Raw genomic sequence first — 15,672 nt, 5'->3', positions numbered from 1 at the left:
ACAAGCGAGGTTATCGTCAATGAAAAAGTTTGAGGAAAAAACAACGAAAACGACACCGATCTATGACGGAAGAATAATAAAACTACAAATTGATGATGTCACTTTACCAAATGGACAGGTTGCAAAGCGTGAAATAATTAAGCATCCAGGTGCCGTAGCAGTGATTGCTGTTACGGACGAGGGTAAACTAGTGTTAGTAGAGCAATATCGCAAAGCGCTGGAGCGTTCTATTATTGAAATTCCGGCTGGAAAGCTTGAGCCAGGTGAGGAGCCAGTGATGACAGCACGTCGAGAATTAGAGGAAGAGACAGGTTATGGCGCGCATCAACTTACTTTTTTACAAACATTTGCAACATCACCAGGCTTTGCGGATGAAGTTATTCATTTATTTGTGGCGAAGGGATTATATACAATAGACAATAAAGCAGATTTAGATGAGGATGAATTTGTCGAACTATTAGAAGTTTCGTTGGAAGAAGCACAAGTAATGGTGGCTGACCAGCGTATATATGATGCTAAAACAGCATTCGCAGTGCTATGGCTAGCTGCAAATTTAGAAAATAATCTTTTAGCATAATAGAGACGGACGAGCATAAGCTGTACAAACCTTGATAGAAAAGGAGCATGTTTATGTCTCGTACGGTGTCTATTTTTTATCACGCTTCCATCATTGCAGTAAGTTTTGTTTGTGGCGTTATTTTCTTTCATATTATTGGTGGACCGAAAGCGGAACCCTTTATATTATTTATAGAGCCTCGTTTAGCAGATGGGGACAGGCAATCCATTTTTCGTTTAGTACTGCCTGTTGCTATTTCCATAGGTCTTATATTATTACTAGCAACACATAGCGTCTTAAAGGTGTTAGTGCGTGTGACTGTAGCCATGCGTGCCACTTTTTTTGGCTTTAGTTCGGTTTTTTTATTACAAAAACTTGAAGCTTTTTGGCTTTATACGATTTGGTGGTTTCCATTTCAGCTCATCTATTGTATATTGTTGCTAGTCCTATGCAATTTACTTGTACCCGCTTGGTCAAAGCGAAAAATCGGGAAACAAGTATCTGGTCGGACAATTTTGTTGAATTTTATCGCATTTTTCATCATAATAGTTGCTGAGTTTATTGTTATTTCTTATGTGTTAAAATGATGGATTGAATAGACCAAAATTGTGATCAGATAAAAAAGTAGAAGCATGTTAGAAATCTATTCACTATCTTGTAATAGGATTTACTCCTTTGGTATAATGGAAAGAGTTTAGGGGGGCGTCACATGGAGAGCCGAATTGATCGTATAAAAAAACAGTTGCATAGTGCTAGTTACAAGCTGACGCCGCAGCGAGAAGCAACAGTTGCTGTTTTGCTTGAGCACGAAGAGGACCACCTAAGTGCTGAAGATGTTTATCTTTTAGTAAAAGAAAAAGCACCTGAGATTGGTCTAGCTACTGTTTATAGAACGTTAGAATTATTAACTGAGCTCAAAATTGTCGACAAAATCAACTTTGGCGATGGCGTATCGCGCTATGATTTACGCCAAGAGGGAGCTGCCCATTTCCACCATCATCTTGTTTGTATCGAATGTGGTGCTGTTGATGAAATTCAAGAAGATTTACTTGAAGATGTGGAAGCCGTTGTTGAAAAACGTTGGAACTTTATCATAAAAGATCACCGACTAACTTTCCACGGCATATGCTGGCGCTGTCATGATAAAAACGACGAATCGAATGAAGAAAAATAACGAAAAACTGTCTGTTTTAATCTTTGGTATAGATTGAATCGGGCAGTTTTTTGTTTTTTTATTGAAGTATAGACACCATTATGGTTGGTGGTTTATGTCGAATGGAGGGTCCTTTAGCACATTTCTTAAGGCCATGCTAAAATAGAGAATAATTGACAGTGAGGGGGCGTTGTGATGAATGAATTTCAATATGCAGTAGAGGACTATATCCATTTTATTCAGGTGGAAAGGCAGTTATCTGTTAATACATTAGCATCCTATCGCCGAGATTTAGAAAGCTATGTACATTTTTTACAGGAAGCAGAAGGTATGTCTGATTTTAGTGTGGTGGAACGGACAACTATATTACGCCATTTAGAGCAATTACGGGCACAGGGAAAGACTAGTCGTACCGTTGCCCGTCATATTTCATCGATTCGGAGTTTCCACCAATTTTTACTACGAGAAAAGCGCGCAGAAACTGATCCGACAGTCCATTTGGAGATGCCGACAATTGAGCAAAAATTACCTAATATTTTATCTATCGAAGAGATTGAAGCTTTACTAACAGCTCCAAATAAAAGTAAGCCACAAGGTATACGTGATCTTGCCATGCTGGAGTTATTATATGGGTCTGGTATGCGCATCAGTGAACTTATTGCACTGGATTTAGCTGATATTCACTTAACCATGGGCTTTGTGCGTGTATTTGGGAAGGGTGGAAAGGAGCGAATCATACCGCTCGGCAAAAGCGCACTTTCGGCAATAAATGCCTATTTAAATGGTGCTCGTGGTCAATTACAGGGAAAGTACCCCAAAACAGATGCGTTTTTTATTAATCAAAGAGGGAAACGTTTAACAAGGCAGGGTTGTTGGAAATTAATGAAGGAGCATGCGTTAAAGGCAGGCATCCAACATGAATTAACACCACATACATTGCGTCATTCCTTTGCCACTCATTTGGTTGAAAATGGAGCCGATTTACGAGCGGTGCAGGAGATGCTTGGTCATGCAGATATTTCTACTACGCAGATTTATACACATATTAGCAAAACAAGATTATCTGAGGTCTATAAGCAATTCCATCCACGTGCTTAAAAGTTAATAGGAAAAAATTATATTTCAGTCGGATGTCTGACCTTTATTTTTCGCATTTTTTTGGTAAAATAGAGTCATGAGATTAGGAGGCAACCATTATGAATAAACCATTTAACAAAATCCATGTTGTTGTCATGGATTCCGTAGGTATTGGTGAAGCGCCAGACGCTGCAAATTTTGGGGATGTTGGCGCACATACACTAGGACATATCGCTGAAAAAATGAATGGGCTTACAATGCCAGTAATGGAGTCATTTGGTTTAGCGAATATTGAACCATTGCATGGAATGCATGCAACTACTGACCCTAAAGCATACTACGGTAAAATGCAAGAAGCATCAGTTGGTAAAGATACGATGACAGGCCATTGGGAAATCATGGGATTAAATATTGATAAACCATTTAAAGTGTATCCAGATGGGTTTCCAGCGGAGCTAATTGATGAGCTAGAGAAACGTACAGGTCGCAAAGTGCTATGCAATCAGCCAGCAAGTGGTACACAAGTAATTGAAGATTTCGGGAAGGAGCATATGGAAACAGGTGCGATTATTGTTTACACATCAGCCGATCCTGTTTTACAAATTGCTGCTCATGAGGAAATCATTCCACTAGAAGAGCTATACAAAATTTGCGAAATTGCTCGTGAATTAACATTACAACCTGAATATTTAGTAGGTCGCGTCATCGCTCGACCATTTGTAGGTACGCCTGGAAACTTTACTCGTACATCCAATCGTCATGATTATGCGTTAAAGCCATTTGGTCGAACAACGATGAATGTTTTGAAGGATGCGGGATTAGATGTGATTGCTATAGGAAAAATCTCGGATATTTTCAACGGTGAAGGTGTGACAGATTCTGTACGTACAAAAAATAATAGAGATGGTATGGATCAATTTGCAGAAGTTGTACGTCGTGACTTCCACGGTCTGAGCTTCTTAAATTTAGTGGACTTTGACGCCAATTTTGGCCATCGTCGTGATCCACTAGGCTATGGACAGGCATTACAGGAATTTGATGCGCGTCTACCAGAAATTCTAGAGGCAATGTCAGAGGACGATTTATTAATCATTACAGCAGATCACGGCAATGATCCAACCTTCCCAGGGACAGATCATACACGTGAATATGTACCACTAATTGTCTATTCACCACGTTTCAAAGGTGGAGCGGAACTTCCGCTTCGAGAAACTTTTGCTGATATTGCGGCAACAGTTGCAGAAAACTTTCATGTAGAAGCACCACCATTCGGTAAAAGTTTCTTACATGATTTGAAATAAGGGGGTTTTTTTGTATGAATATGGTTCAATTGTTTGAAAAGAAAAAACAAGGATTAGAGCTTTCTCAAGCTGAAATTCAGTATTTTGTTGAAGGCTATACGACAGGCTCAATCCCAGATTATCAAGCAAGCTCTTTATTAATGGCGATACGTTTACTAGGCATGTCAGATGATGAGACATTTTATTTAACAAAGGCAATGATCGAATCAGGCGATGTCATTGATTTAACATCTATTGAAGGCTTTAAAATTGATAAACACTCAACAGGAGGAGTTGGTGACAAGGTCACACTTGTTGTTACGCCAATTATTGCTGCTCTCGGAATTCCTGTTGCGAAATTTAGTGGTAAAGGCTTAGGGATTACTGGAGGAACAATTGATAAACTTGAATCCATTCAGGGCTTTAAAACAGAGCTTTCATCCCAGGAATTCATTGATAATGTCAATCAGCATAAAATTGCAGTTGCTGGACAAACAGGTAATCTTGTACCAGCCGACAAAAAATTATATGCATTGCGTGATGTGACAGGTACTGTCGATTCTATTCCACTAATCGCCGCATCAATTATGAGTAAAAAAATTGCTAGTGGTGCCGATGGTATTGTACTAGATGTAAAATGTGGCTCAGGTGCGTTTATGAAGACGCAGGAAGAAGCACAGCGTTTAGCAGATACAATGACGGCCATTGGAGAAAAACTTGGCCGTAAAGTCATCGCACATATTAGTGATATGGATAATCCATTAGGGAAAATGATTGGTAATAAGCTTGAGGTAGTAGAGGCTTATGCCCTATTAAGTGGACGCTTGGAAGAAACGCATGAAGATTTGGTTGATGAATGTGTTGTCATCGCTTCCTTGATGTACCAAATTGCGGCTGGTGTGAATGAAGCGGAAGCGACAGCTGCTGTTAAGCGAGTGCTAGCAGATGGCTCTGCAGCTGCAAAATTCGAGGAGTTTATTGTGGCGCAAGGCGGAGTAGTCACTGATATTGTTCAAAATGACACAGCTCATAAAGTTGCAGTGACAGCGGTTTCAGTAGGCACTGTGGAAACTATAAATGCTTTATTAGTTGGTGAAGCAAGTGTTAGTCTAGGCGCTGGACGTTTAACGAAAGAATCAAAGCTAGATTATGATGCAGGTATTCAGCTAATCGCCAAAAAAGGTGATCATGTCACTAATGGCGATACGATTGCTTATTTGTATTCAAATCAGCCGATTGACGAAGAGACAATTAATAAAATTCAGCAAGCTTATACAATTGCATAAAGATTATTAGCGAGAGCCCTCACTTATGAGGGTTCTCGCTTTTTTGTGTGTTCGATGAATCGCCAAAATTTAGAGCTCGATAGCGTTTAGAAATTGTAGATTTATCCCATACTGCACTTAACCTAAAAAGCTATAAGTATGTCGATTAGACACTATTTCAGAAGACTTTGCACTAGTTCTGTCAGCCACAAGGATTCAACCTATTGAATGTGGAATTGCACGAGGAGGAGGCGATGTTCATGCATTATCAATTAGAAATGGTCACAAGAGAGACAGTCGTTATACGTTTGTTTGGGGAGCTCGATCATCATGCCGTTGAACAAATTCGAGCGAAAATTTCTGCAGCAATTTTTCAAGGCACTGTGACGACTATCATTTGGAACTTGGAAGGACTATCTTTCATGGATAGTTCGGGAGTTGGTTTAGTGCTTGGTCGTATGCGTGAGTTAGAGGCAGTTGCTGGGCGAACTATATTATTGAATCCATCGCCAACAATGCGAAAAGTATTTCAATTTTCAGGGTTAGGACCGTGGATGATGGATGCAACAGAGGAACAAGCGATTGATCGCGTAAGGGGGATTGTAAATGGATAACGAAATGACATTAACTTTTTTGGCACTTAGTGAAAATGAAGCTTTAGCGCGTGTAGCTGTTACAGGCTTTATTGCACAATTAGACCCAACTATTGATGAGCTATCAGAATTTAAAACAGTTGTCTCAGAAGCAGTTTCCAATGCTATTATTCATGGCTATGAAGAAGATGGTAAGGGTGTTGTGACAGTTCATGCTAAACGTGAGGATGATATTGTGACAGTGTCTGTCATGGATAAAGGGATAGGAATTGAAGACGTTAGTCGAGCGATGGAACCATTATTTACAACAAAAAGTATGATGGAGCGTTCGGGTATGGGCTTCACGATTATGGATAGCTTCTCAGATCAGCTGACAGTTATATCAAAATGGCAAGAAGGAACAACTGTAACATTCACGAAGAAATTTTACACAGTTCGCACAGCGGTAATGTGAGGTTAAATCCGTGAAGCCGTTAGAACAGTCGTCCGATAAGCTATTGTCTCAGGAGGAAATGCGTGATTTAATTGCACGCGCACAGCAGGGCGATCACGAGGCTCGTAAACGAATGGTAGAAGGCAATACGAGACTTGTGTGGTCCATTGTTCAACGTTTTACAACGAGAGGTGTTGAGCTTGAGGATTTATTCCAGATTGGCTGCATAGGGCTCATGAAATCTGTGGATAAATTTGATTTAACCTATGATGTGAAATTTTCAACCTATGCTGTACCGATGATCATTGGAGAAATTCAGCGCTTTTTAAGGGATGATGGCATGGTGAAGGTGAGCCGCTCTATTCGTGAGCTCAATTTTAAAATCCGTCATGCTACAGATGAATTTATTAAAAAGAACGAACATCCACCAACCATTCAAGAGCTTGCTCAGGTGCTTGGTGTGACAACAGAGGAAATTGTTACCGCATCCGATGCACTGAGAGACCCTGCCTCTCTTCATGAGCAATTGTATGAGAGTGAGGGGGATTCCATTACACTAATGGATCAAATGAAGGATGAAAAATCCGAGCAACCCTTTGATTACATCCCATTGAAAGAAGTACTAACGAGACTTGAGCCAAGAGAGCAGTCTATCATATATCTTCGCTATTTTTCAGATTGCACGCAAACTGAAATTGCAAATAGATTAGGTATTTCGCAGGTACAGGTCTCCCGTTTAGAGAAAAAAATCCTTGCCCAGCTGAAAAGTTGGATGGCAACAAGTGCAACAGTGGAGCAGGAAGTAATAAAAAAAGACATCTAAGAAAATGGTGACAGCATGACAAATAAATTATTTAACAGCTTAGAAGAAGCCGAAGATTTTCTTATAGAACAATTTGGTGACGGCGAATCGTTTGACGTTGGTATTAAACACTTATATGTCAAAGATTTGCCGGTCCTTTGTGCATATATTAGCGGGCTTGTAGATGGAGAAGCTTTAACACAGTTACTGTCTAGCATGCTTCCTGATGAGGACATTGAAATTGATGTAGAGGATGAGAAGGAATATTTTGAGTCTTACTTTAATTTCCATGGACGTTCAGAAGAAACAGAGCGTAAAGCCTATTTACTAGCCATTTTAAGTGGACAAGTCACCTTTATTACTAAAAGTGGCTATTGCTATGTTGCAGAGCTTAGAAACTATCCAGGGCGTTCTCCAGAAGAGCCAGATAATGAAAAAGTTATCCGTGGATCAAGAGATGGCTTTACAGAAGGGATTTCTCAAAACACAGCCTTAATACGTAGGCGAATTCGTAATAGTAATCTACGTTTCGAGCTACATAAAATATCCAAAATCGGTCAAACCGACGTGGCGATCGCGTTTATGAAGGATGTTGCCAATGAAGATATGCTCGAAAGTATACGACAGCGTCTTGGACAAATAAATCATGATGGCTTGACGATGGCCGATAAATCATTAGAAGAATGGCTATTTAAACAAAAGTTCCACCCAGTTCCATTTGTACGTTATACGGAGAGACCCGATATTGCTGCAGCTCATCTGCTTGAAGGGCATATAGCTATATTAGTCGATACTTCTCCATCCGTTATTTTAGTACCTGTTACAGTGTTTCATTTATTGCAACATGCAGAGGAATATCGTCAGGCACCCACAGTAGGGACGTTTGTACGTTTTATGCGATATTTTGGCTCTGTAATGGGTTTACTTTTATTGCCATTGTGGTATGTATTTGCAACGAATGAATCCCTACTTCCAGATGCCCTCTCCTTTTTAGGAACAGAGGAGAAATCGCATGTCCCTTTATTACTACAAATTTTGATTGCAGATATTGGAATAGAGTTTTTGAGGATGGCCGCCATTCATACTCCGTCACCATTGTCCACAGCGATGGGGTTGGTTGCGGGGGTAATCATTGGTCAAATTGCGATTGATGTTGGATTATTCTCTTCAGAGGTGGTTCTCTATACAGCAGTTGCAGCCATTCTTATTTTCATTATTCCATCCTATGAGCTTAGTATCTCCATTAAAATTTTTAGGTTACTGTTACTTCTGATGACGGGTCTCTGGGGTGTCAATGGGTTATTTATTGGTTTATTTTTATTGTTTACGTATTTATGTTCATTACGACCAATGCAGGCACCTTATTTATGGCCGCTTGTTCCATTCTTTCCAACCGCAATGCTTCGCGTCATTATTCGTTTCCCAATGACAGCGGATGCACTAAGACCTTATGTAGTCGCTTCCAAACAGCGAAAAAGATCATAGGAGCCGTTGCACTCGTTTTTTTCATGTGATAAAGTTCACATATAGTATTTTGTGATTTTTGCAAAAATTATTTTCATTCAAGAAAAAGCAAGAACTATACATTTGAAGGAAATAATTTTTTTGATGGAATGGTTCTAATATAGTAAAGAACGATTCCACTTTCAAACCGTAAAAATAACAAGATGGAACGATGTGAAAAGGGAGAGATGCACATGCATTTATATGGAACACAAGCGATTTCTGAAGATGGTCATTTAACAATTGGACAGGTAGACACATTAGAGCTAGCAAAAGAGTATGGTACACCACTTTTCGTGTATGATACGGCACTTATTCGTAAGCGTGCACGCAGCTTTATCGATACGTTTAAAAAACTAGGTGTAAAAGCAGAAGTAGCTTATGCTTCAAAAGCATTTGCATGTGTAGCGGTGTATCAATTAGCAGCAGAAGAAAATTTATCATTGGATGTTGTATCTGGTGGAGAATTATTTACGGCCTTAAAGGCAGGTTTCCCTACAGAGCGCATTCATTTTCATGGTAACAATAAAAGCATTGCTGAAATAGAGCTAGCTTTTGACTCCAAGATTGGATGTATTGTTGTAGATAATTTCTATGAAATACAGCTTTTAAAAGATATTTCGGAGCGCCGTCAGCAAAAAATGCGTATATTATTACGTGTTACACCAGGTGTTGAAGCACATACGCATGATTTCATCACGACAGGTCAAGCAGATTCAAAATTCGGCTTTGACTTAAACAATGGTCAAGCAGATGAAGCATTCCAACAAACATTTAACCATGAATTCCTAGAGCTACTTGGTTTACATTGCCATATTGGCTCACAAATTTTTGACACTGCAGGTTTTGGATTGGCTGGAGAAAAATTGATTGACAAAATTTCTGATTGGAACAAGACTCACGGATTTACATGTACTGTGTTAAACTTAGGTGGGGGCTTTGGTATTCGTTATACTGAAGAAGATGCACCGCTTGAACCACAAGTATATGTAGAGGATATGATTACAGTTGTCAAAAATAAAGCAACTGTTCTTGGACTGAAGATGCCGGAAATTTGGATTGAACCAGGTCGATCACTTGTAGGTGATGCAGGAACATCTCTTTATACAATCGGTTCACAAAAAACTGTGCCAGATGTGCGAAAATATATTGCTGTTGATGGAGGTATGAGCGATAATATCCGTCCCGCATTATACGACGCTAAGTATGAGGCAGTCATCGCAAGTAAGGCGAACGAGCCGAAAGATGAGCTCTATACAGTTGCTGGTAAATTATGTGAATCTGGCGATAAATTAATTATTGATGCTAAACTACAAGATGCTGCTTCAGGTGATGTGTTAGCCATCTTCTGTACAGGTGCGTATGGTTATTCGATGGCTAGTAACTATAATCGTGTGCCAAGACCTGCAGTTGTATTTGTAGAGGATGGACAGCATCAACTAGCTATTCGCCGCGAAAGTTATGAAGATATTGTGCAGAACGATCTCCCGCTAACTTTAAAAAAGGGTGAGTAAATTTGAGGAAAAATAAGTGGGTATTACTAGCGTCCATTACAACATTTATTTTATTATGGGGCGTAGTCTATTGGGTGTTGGCGTCGAAAGGTATTCTCGGACCTGGTTCGTAAGACAGAAATTGGCTTGCGGTAAAAGTACAAATCGTGTAGGATAGTCAAAGATTATGTACAGCTAGAAAAAGAGGGAATAGACAAATATGTTAATTCGATATAAAAAAGCTTTAGAGAAAATAGCAATGGGGCTACTTTCATTTATGCCTAACGAAAAAGACGTAAAAAAGCTTACAGAAACCATCCACTCCTATGAAAATGACGATAATTGGGTTTTATACTTATGGAAAAAGAATGATGAATATGTTGGCATTGTAGGGCTTGTTGTTGACGAGCATAATATAGCTACAATCCAACACGTGTCGGTGATCCCTTCCTATAGGGGAGAGGGAGTAGCAACGGAGATGCTTCAAGAAGTGGCGGAACTTGGCCAATATGAAAGTATGCGTGCTACAGATGAAACACGTAGTTTTGTTCAAAAATGTATTCATTGTATCGATGAAAAAGCAGACGATTAACAACGTCTGCTTTTTCTTTGTTTGCTTTCTTGTCGCTCTGCAAGAATATGTGAGCGATCTCGAAGCATATGTTTATGAAGAAGATAATTTGAGCTATTTGATGGCAAAAGCTTTATACGTGCTAGGGCTAAATCCAGCAAGTGAGGTGAAAGAGGGAGCTGGAAAGTTTGAAAGGACTTGCCCGTTTTAATCGAAGTGATAGCTTTTGTTATTTGTGTTAGGAGTTCAAGATAATCAATTTCTTGGAAAAAAACATGCCCTTCATTTTCTTGAAAGTTATGAAGTGCTTTTTCTAGTATTCGTATAGCACCAGTGTTGTTACCACGTCGCCAATGATAGAAACCTGTTGCCAGCTGCACATAGCCGACAAGTGGATGCATTTTATCGCCAGGTGCAATTTCCTTCCAATATTCCTCTAGCACTTCATGGCATTCAAAAAAATCTTGATTGCCATTAAAATAGGCACAGTAATCTATAAATAAAGTATGATGCTGTGGATGCATTTTGGACTCCTTTCCACTATACTTAAAGAACATAGAATCTCAGGGTGGTAAAATAATGTCTTATGAAGTAAAATTAGAAGCCTTTTCAGGGCCTCTTGATTTATTATTGCATTTAATTCACAGATTGGAAATTGATATCTATGATATCCCAATGGCTGAAATTACACAACAATATATCGACCATATACACGCAATGCAAGTACTAGAGTTAAATGAAGCAAGTGAATATTTAGTGATGGCAGCAACGTTACTGGCAATTAAAAGCCGCATGTTATTGCCAATTCACGAAGGAGAGATGGAGGACGCAGAATTAGAAGTGGACGGCCCTGACCCTCGTGAAGAACTGGTGCAACGCTTAATCGAATATAAAAAATACAAAGAAGCAGCTAGTAATTTGCAGGAGCTTGAAACAGACCGAGCACAGGTATTTACGAGGCCACCTGCTGATTTAACAGGATTAGCCTCAGAAGAACAGATGGCTTTATTTGATTTGAATGTGAATATCTATGATATGCTTGGCGCATTTCAAAAATTGATGCGTCGCAAAAAATTAAAAAAACCATTAAAAACTACTGTAGCAAGGCAGGAGCGATCAGTAAGAGATCAAATGCGCTCTGTTGTGGATTCGTTACGATTAACAGGTGGACGTGCATCATTTTTCGAGCTTTTTCCCTATGAAGATAAGCCAACACTTATTCTGACGTTTGTATCTCTTCTTGAACTGATGAAACGTCAGGTCGTCATCGTAGAGCAAGATGGTAACTTTGAAGAATTAACGGTTACCTTACAGAAGGAGGAATGGGAAGATGACGAAAACATCAATGTTACAGAGTAGAATTGAAGCCTTATTGTTTGTTGTGGGAGATGATGGCTTAACGATTAAACAACTCTCACAACTTTTAGGAGAACAGGAAGAGTTGATCCTTCAAACAATGAATACATTAAGGGAAGCGTATGATGAAGATTTAGCAAGAGGAATTACGGTGAAAGAAATTGCAGGCGTCTATCAGCTCATTACAAAATCTGAGTTTGCCGATACGATTCAAAGATTAGTAGAAAATCCAACTGCGCAATCCTTATCCCAGGCCTCCCTCGAAGTGTTGGCAATAGTGGCATACAAACAGCCCATTACACGTGTAGCGATAGAAGATTTGCGCGGTGTCAAGTGTGAGCGTCCAATCCAGACGTTAGTTTCGCGAGGATTAATTAAAGAGGTAGGTCGGTCAGAAGGGACTGGACGTGCCATCTTATATGGAACAACAAAAGAGTTTTTACATTATTTTGGCTTAAATAGTATAGAAGAAATGCCTCCTCTACCTGAGGAGGATCTTGTTGAAACAGAACAAGAAACAGATTTATTTATGACCAAATTCCAAGAAACATTTAGTGTGGCAAAATAATGTTATAATGCGTTGTCTTCAACATAAATAATATCTATAATTTCCTATCACATTGAATAAGGAGTGGCTCCTTGCTTCGGTTATTTCGTTTAACACTGTTTATGATCATTGTGTTAATGGTAATGCTTCCTCAGACTAGTTTAGCAAGAGGAGGAAGCGGCTATGCTGTCTTAGATGGCGAGACTGGACGGATTTTAATAGGGTCCAATAGCGATGAACGATTACCTATTGCTAGTCTAACGAAAATTTGGACAGCACTTGTGGCAATTGAAAATAGTGACTTGCAGGAAGAAGTTGTCATATCTCCGAAGGCTGCTATGGCTGAGGGGAGTTCTATTTACTTACAGGCTGGTGAAACGGTGACAGTTGAAACGTTATTGTACGGCTTAATGCTACGTTCCGGCAATGATGCTGCAACAGCTTTAGCCGAACATGTAGGAGGGTCTCTAGAGGGTTTTGTCAAATTAATGAATGAAAGAGCTGTTATTGCAGGTCTTACCAATACCGTCTTTATGAATCCTTCTGGTCTTCATCATGATGAGCATTTATCGTCTGCAAGAGATACTGCTGAGATGTTAAGACTTGCTTTGCAAAATAAAACATTTGAGAAAATTGCTTCAACGGTACTTTATCGGGCAAATACAGTAAATGGAATGCTATGGGAAAATAAACACCGACTATTAAGAGAAGGCTCAGGAATGGCGGCAGATATAGATGATGAGACAGAACAGCCTGTAAGTTCCTTAAAGTCAGCCACTGGTACTGCTTTCGCTGGAAAAACGGGCTTTACTAAGGTTGCTGGACGAACACTTGCAACGGCCTTTCAAAAGGATGGGCAAATCTGCATTGTCGTTACATTAAATGAATCAGACGATTGGAATGTACATCGAGGCTTATCCAATAAAGTATGGCAAGATTATAGTCTTGAAACAGTAGTGAAAAAGGGTAAATACAATGTCAATAAAAAGTTGGCTATTCGTTTACAAGAGCCCGTTCGACTACAGTTAAATAAAGAGGAAAAAGAACAGGTGAGGCAAGTATTACATGTTTCAAGGAAACGCCAAGAAGCAGTCTTGTCGATCTTTATTGGAGAAGAACGTATTTATGCAACACCAGTAAAAGTTGAATCAGCGGATCGTTAAAAACGATTTGCTGATTTTTTACATTATTTGATTAATTGCTATTAAATTTGGTAAAATGATAATGAATGTAAAATTCTTAATTTTCGGAAAGATGGTGAGGAAATTGAGGAATGCTTCTATGGAAAGTAATGGTAGGCAAATTCAGTTTGGTCTAATCATTATCTTATTCTTATCAAGTTTAATTGTCCCTGTCATTCTACTATATCCAATTCAAGAGATACTATATCGACCTAATGAATTTTATTATTTTGCACCTTATTTTAATGCTTATATTATCTTTATGGTCTCTTTATTTGTTATGGCCCTCGTACTACTAATCAATTATTTGATCATACCTAAAACGAAAAAAAGAAAGAATATAAAACGTGGTCTAGTATCTACTTCCTTATTAATTGCCGTAGGTTTCATCGCATTAAGCTTTAATACTTATAAATGGATAGATTCAAGAGGTATTCATATGAATCCATTATTTAGTTTAAAAGTAAATTTTGTCGAGTGGGAAGAAATAGTGAAAGTTGAGCAGGTTAATCTAGAAAAAAGCGGTGTGACAAAGCCTGATCATCTGGTTTTTACATTTCAAGATGGTTCTACAATTAAAGAACCTTTGGCAGGCAACATGATACTGGCTAAAAACTATATAGCCAATGAGTTAAATCAACGTGGCCTAACAATTGAAAATGTATACAAATAAAAGCTGCCGAATGGTAGCTTTTTTGTCTGTAAAAATAAAGGTTTTACGAATCGCATCACCTTTTTGTCAAATGAGTATACTGCAAGTAAATAAAACAAAAAGTAGGTTCAATGTTAAGAAATTAGCGAATGAGAAATTAGTCGGAATACTCAATTAAAAAATGTGAAATTTGTTTTTCTTTAATAATGTCTAAAAGTATGACATAATTTTCACAGATTAGCGGGAAAAATAACCCTATTCATTGGATCGAAATCGAATGATGACGAACGTGTCAATGTGAAAGAAAACTAGAGGTGAAAAAATGGAAAGATTACAAAAGGTCATTGCCTATGCAGGTGTTGCGTCAAGGCGCAAGGCAGAGCAATTGATTTTAGAAGGTAAAGTTAAAGTAAATGGTGTAGTGGTTCGTGAGTTAGGAACAAAGGTATCTAATTCCGATACAATTGAAGTAGAAGGTGTGAAACTAGAAAAAGAAGATAAGGTATATTTCTTGCTTTACAAACCACGTGGAACAATTTCTGCAGTTACAGATGATAAAGGACGCAAAACTGTCACAGATTTATTTCATCATATTCCGCAACGTATTTTCCCAGTTGGTCGTCTTGATTATGATACATCTGGATTATTGCTATTGACAAATGATGGAGAATTTTCCTATATGTTGACACATCCGAAATTTAAAATTGACAAAACATATATCGCTCGTGTCAAAGGTGTGCCAACAATTGAAGGGCTTAAAAAGCTTCAACGAGGGATCAAATTAGAGGATGGTAAGACAGCACCTGCTAAGGTAAGTATGACATCTTTCGATGAAAAAGCGGGCAAAGCTATTTGTGAAATCACGATTCATGAAGGGCGCAATCGCCAAGTTCGTCGTATGTTTGAAGCGATTGGAACACCCGTTGTTAAATTAAAACGCGAACGCTTTGCTTTCTTAGATTTATTTGGCCTTGCTCCAGGAGAATACCGTGAATTATCAAAGCATGAAGTAAAGCAACTACGTGTGTTAGCAGAAACAGGAAAGCTTGATTAATGCAATTTTGCTAGAAGAAAGTGTGGATACCACAAGAGGTATTTGGATGTTTACACTTTCTTTGTGGTGAAATCGTTCATAAATCATTCATAATTAATAGCTAAGTGTTTTTGTATCATTTTGCTATAATAGGTGAGAATAGTACACCTAGTAGCA

Annotated in this window: 18 protein-coding genes; 17 read left to right on the top strand and 1 reads right to left on the bottom strand. The window is 38.8% G+C overall.

Features of this window, described 5'->3' with window-relative positions; all coding sequences use genetic code 11:
* The first annotated feature begins 19 nt into the window (after positions 1 to 19).
* From RCJ95_RS03975 to RCJ95_RS03920, 12 genes are all read left to right on the top strand, one after another.
* Positions 20 to 577, top strand: coding sequence for an NUDIX domain-containing protein (locus RCJ95_RS03975; protein WP_004232168.1), 558 nt, complete (start codon positions 20 to 22; stop codon positions 575 to 577).
* A gap of 53 nt (positions 578 to 630) precedes the next feature.
* The gene (locus tag RCJ95_RS03970; RefSeq protein WP_004232169.1) at positions 631 to 1,143 is read left to right on the top strand and encodes a hypothetical protein; all 513 of its coding nucleotides are present in this window, start codon (positions 631 to 633) and stop codon (positions 1,141 to 1,143) included.
* Between the two features lie 122 nt (positions 1,144 to 1,265).
* Entirely contained in the window at positions 1,266 to 1,730 is a 465-nt protein-coding gene (gene fur / locus RCJ95_RS03965; protein WP_004232171.1) for a ferric iron uptake transcriptional regulator, read from the top strand.
* A gap of 174 nt (positions 1,731 to 1,904) precedes the next feature.
* Positions 1,905 to 2,807 carry a site-specific tyrosine recombinase XerD gene (gene xerD, locus RCJ95_RS03960; RefSeq protein ID WP_257521370.1) on the top strand — a complete coding sequence of 301 codons (903 nt, stop codon included), beginning with the start codon at positions 1,905 to 1,907 and terminating at the stop codon, positions 2,805 to 2,807.
* Positions 2,808 to 2,905: 98 nt separating this feature from the next.
* Positions 2,906 to 4,087, top strand: a complete 1,182-nt coding sequence (deoB, locus tag RCJ95_RS03955; RefSeq protein ID WP_016992981.1) for a phosphopentomutase — start codon at positions 2,906 to 2,908, stop codon at positions 4,085 to 4,087.
* 14 nt (positions 4,088 to 4,101) lie between these two features.
* Positions 4,102 to 5,352: a thymidine phosphorylase gene (locus tag RCJ95_RS03950; RefSeq protein WP_446721918.1), complete on the top strand. Its 1,251-nt coding sequence runs from the start codon at positions 4,102 to 4,104 to the stop codon at positions 5,350 to 5,352.
* Between the two features lie 239 nt (positions 5,353 to 5,591).
* On the top strand, positions 5,592 to 5,945 hold the full coding sequence (spoIIAA, locus tag RCJ95_RS03945) for an anti-sigma F factor antagonist (RefSeq protein WP_004232181.1): 354 nt from the start codon (positions 5,592 to 5,594) through the stop codon (positions 5,943 to 5,945).
* Positions 5,938 to 6,378: an anti-sigma F factor gene (gene spoIIAB, locus RCJ95_RS03940; protein WP_004232182.1), complete on the top strand. Its 441-nt coding sequence runs from the start codon at positions 5,938 to 5,940 to the stop codon at positions 6,376 to 6,378. The genes spoIIAA and spoIIAB overlap by 8 nt, the downstream gene beginning before the upstream one ends.
* A 58-nt stretch (positions 6,379 to 6,436) precedes the next feature.
* Positions 6,437 to 7,180 carry an RNA polymerase sporulation sigma factor SigF gene (sigF, locus tag RCJ95_RS03935; RefSeq protein WP_004232183.1) on the top strand — a complete coding sequence of 248 codons (744 nt, stop codon included), beginning with the start codon at positions 6,437 to 6,439 and terminating at the stop codon, positions 7,178 to 7,180.
* A gap of 15 nt (positions 7,181 to 7,195) precedes the next feature.
* Positions 7,196 to 8,644, top strand: coding sequence for a spore germination protein (locus RCJ95_RS03930; RefSeq protein ID WP_312128598.1), 1,449 nt, complete (start codon positions 7,196 to 7,198; stop codon positions 8,642 to 8,644).
* 212 nt (positions 8,645 to 8,856) lie between these two features.
* A complete protein-coding gene (lysA, locus tag RCJ95_RS03925; protein ID WP_446721917.1) occupies positions 8,857 to 10,176 on the top strand; it encodes a diaminopimelate decarboxylase in 1,320 nt (439 codons plus the stop codon).
* Positions 10,177 to 10,375: 199 nt separating this feature from the next.
* Positions 10,376 to 10,747 (top strand): GNAT family N-acetyltransferase, encoded by a 372-nt coding sequence (locus tag RCJ95_RS03920; RefSeq protein WP_009370710.1) that lies wholly within the window; start codon positions 10,376 to 10,378, stop codon positions 10,745 to 10,747.
* Here the strand turns inward: RCJ95_RS03920 and RCJ95_RS03915 are convergent.
* Entirely contained in the window at positions 10,744 to 11,250 is a 507-nt protein-coding gene (locus RCJ95_RS03915; RefSeq protein WP_221680475.1) for a DUF309 domain-containing protein, read from the bottom strand. The two genes, RCJ95_RS03920 and RCJ95_RS03915, sit on opposite strands and share 4 nt — an antisense overlap.
* A 55-nt stretch (positions 11,251 to 11,305) precedes the next feature.
* On the opposite strand from RCJ95_RS03915, the gene RCJ95_RS03910 reads away from it, so the two are divergent.
* The 5 genes from RCJ95_RS03910 (at position 11,306) to RCJ95_RS03890 (ending at position 15,516) form a co-directional block, all read left to right on the top strand.
* The gene (locus tag RCJ95_RS03910) at positions 11,306 to 12,085 is read left to right on the top strand and encodes a segregation/condensation protein A (protein WP_004232198.1); all 780 of its coding nucleotides are present in this window, start codon (positions 11,306 to 11,308) and stop codon (positions 12,083 to 12,085) included.
* Positions 12,057 to 12,650, top strand: coding sequence for an SMC-Scp complex subunit ScpB (gene scpB, locus RCJ95_RS03905; RefSeq protein ID WP_221680476.1), 594 nt, complete (start codon positions 12,057 to 12,059; stop codon positions 12,648 to 12,650). The genes RCJ95_RS03910 and scpB overlap by 29 nt, the downstream gene beginning before the upstream one ends.
* A 71-nt stretch (positions 12,651 to 12,721) precedes the next feature.
* Positions 12,722 to 13,792: a D-alanyl-D-alanine carboxypeptidase family protein gene (locus RCJ95_RS03900; protein ID WP_221680477.1), complete on the top strand. Its 1,071-nt coding sequence runs from the start codon at positions 12,722 to 12,724 to the stop codon at positions 13,790 to 13,792.
* Positions 13,793 to 13,910: 118 nt separating this feature from the next.
* Positions 13,911 to 14,483, top strand: coding sequence for a hypothetical protein (locus tag RCJ95_RS03895; protein ID WP_446721916.1), 573 nt, complete (start codon positions 13,911 to 13,913; stop codon positions 14,481 to 14,483).
* Positions 14,484 to 14,784: 301 nt separating this feature from the next.
* A complete protein-coding gene (locus RCJ95_RS03890; RefSeq protein ID WP_004232209.1) occupies positions 14,785 to 15,516 on the top strand; it encodes a pseudouridine synthase in 732 nt (243 codons plus the stop codon).
* Positions 15,517 to 15,672: the final 156 nt, after the last annotated feature.

The organism is Lysinibacillus sp. BSL11, assembly GCF_052928325.1.
The sequence above is the reverse complement of the archived record's forward strand: the minus strand, read 5'-3'. Positions and strand labels throughout refer to the sequence as shown.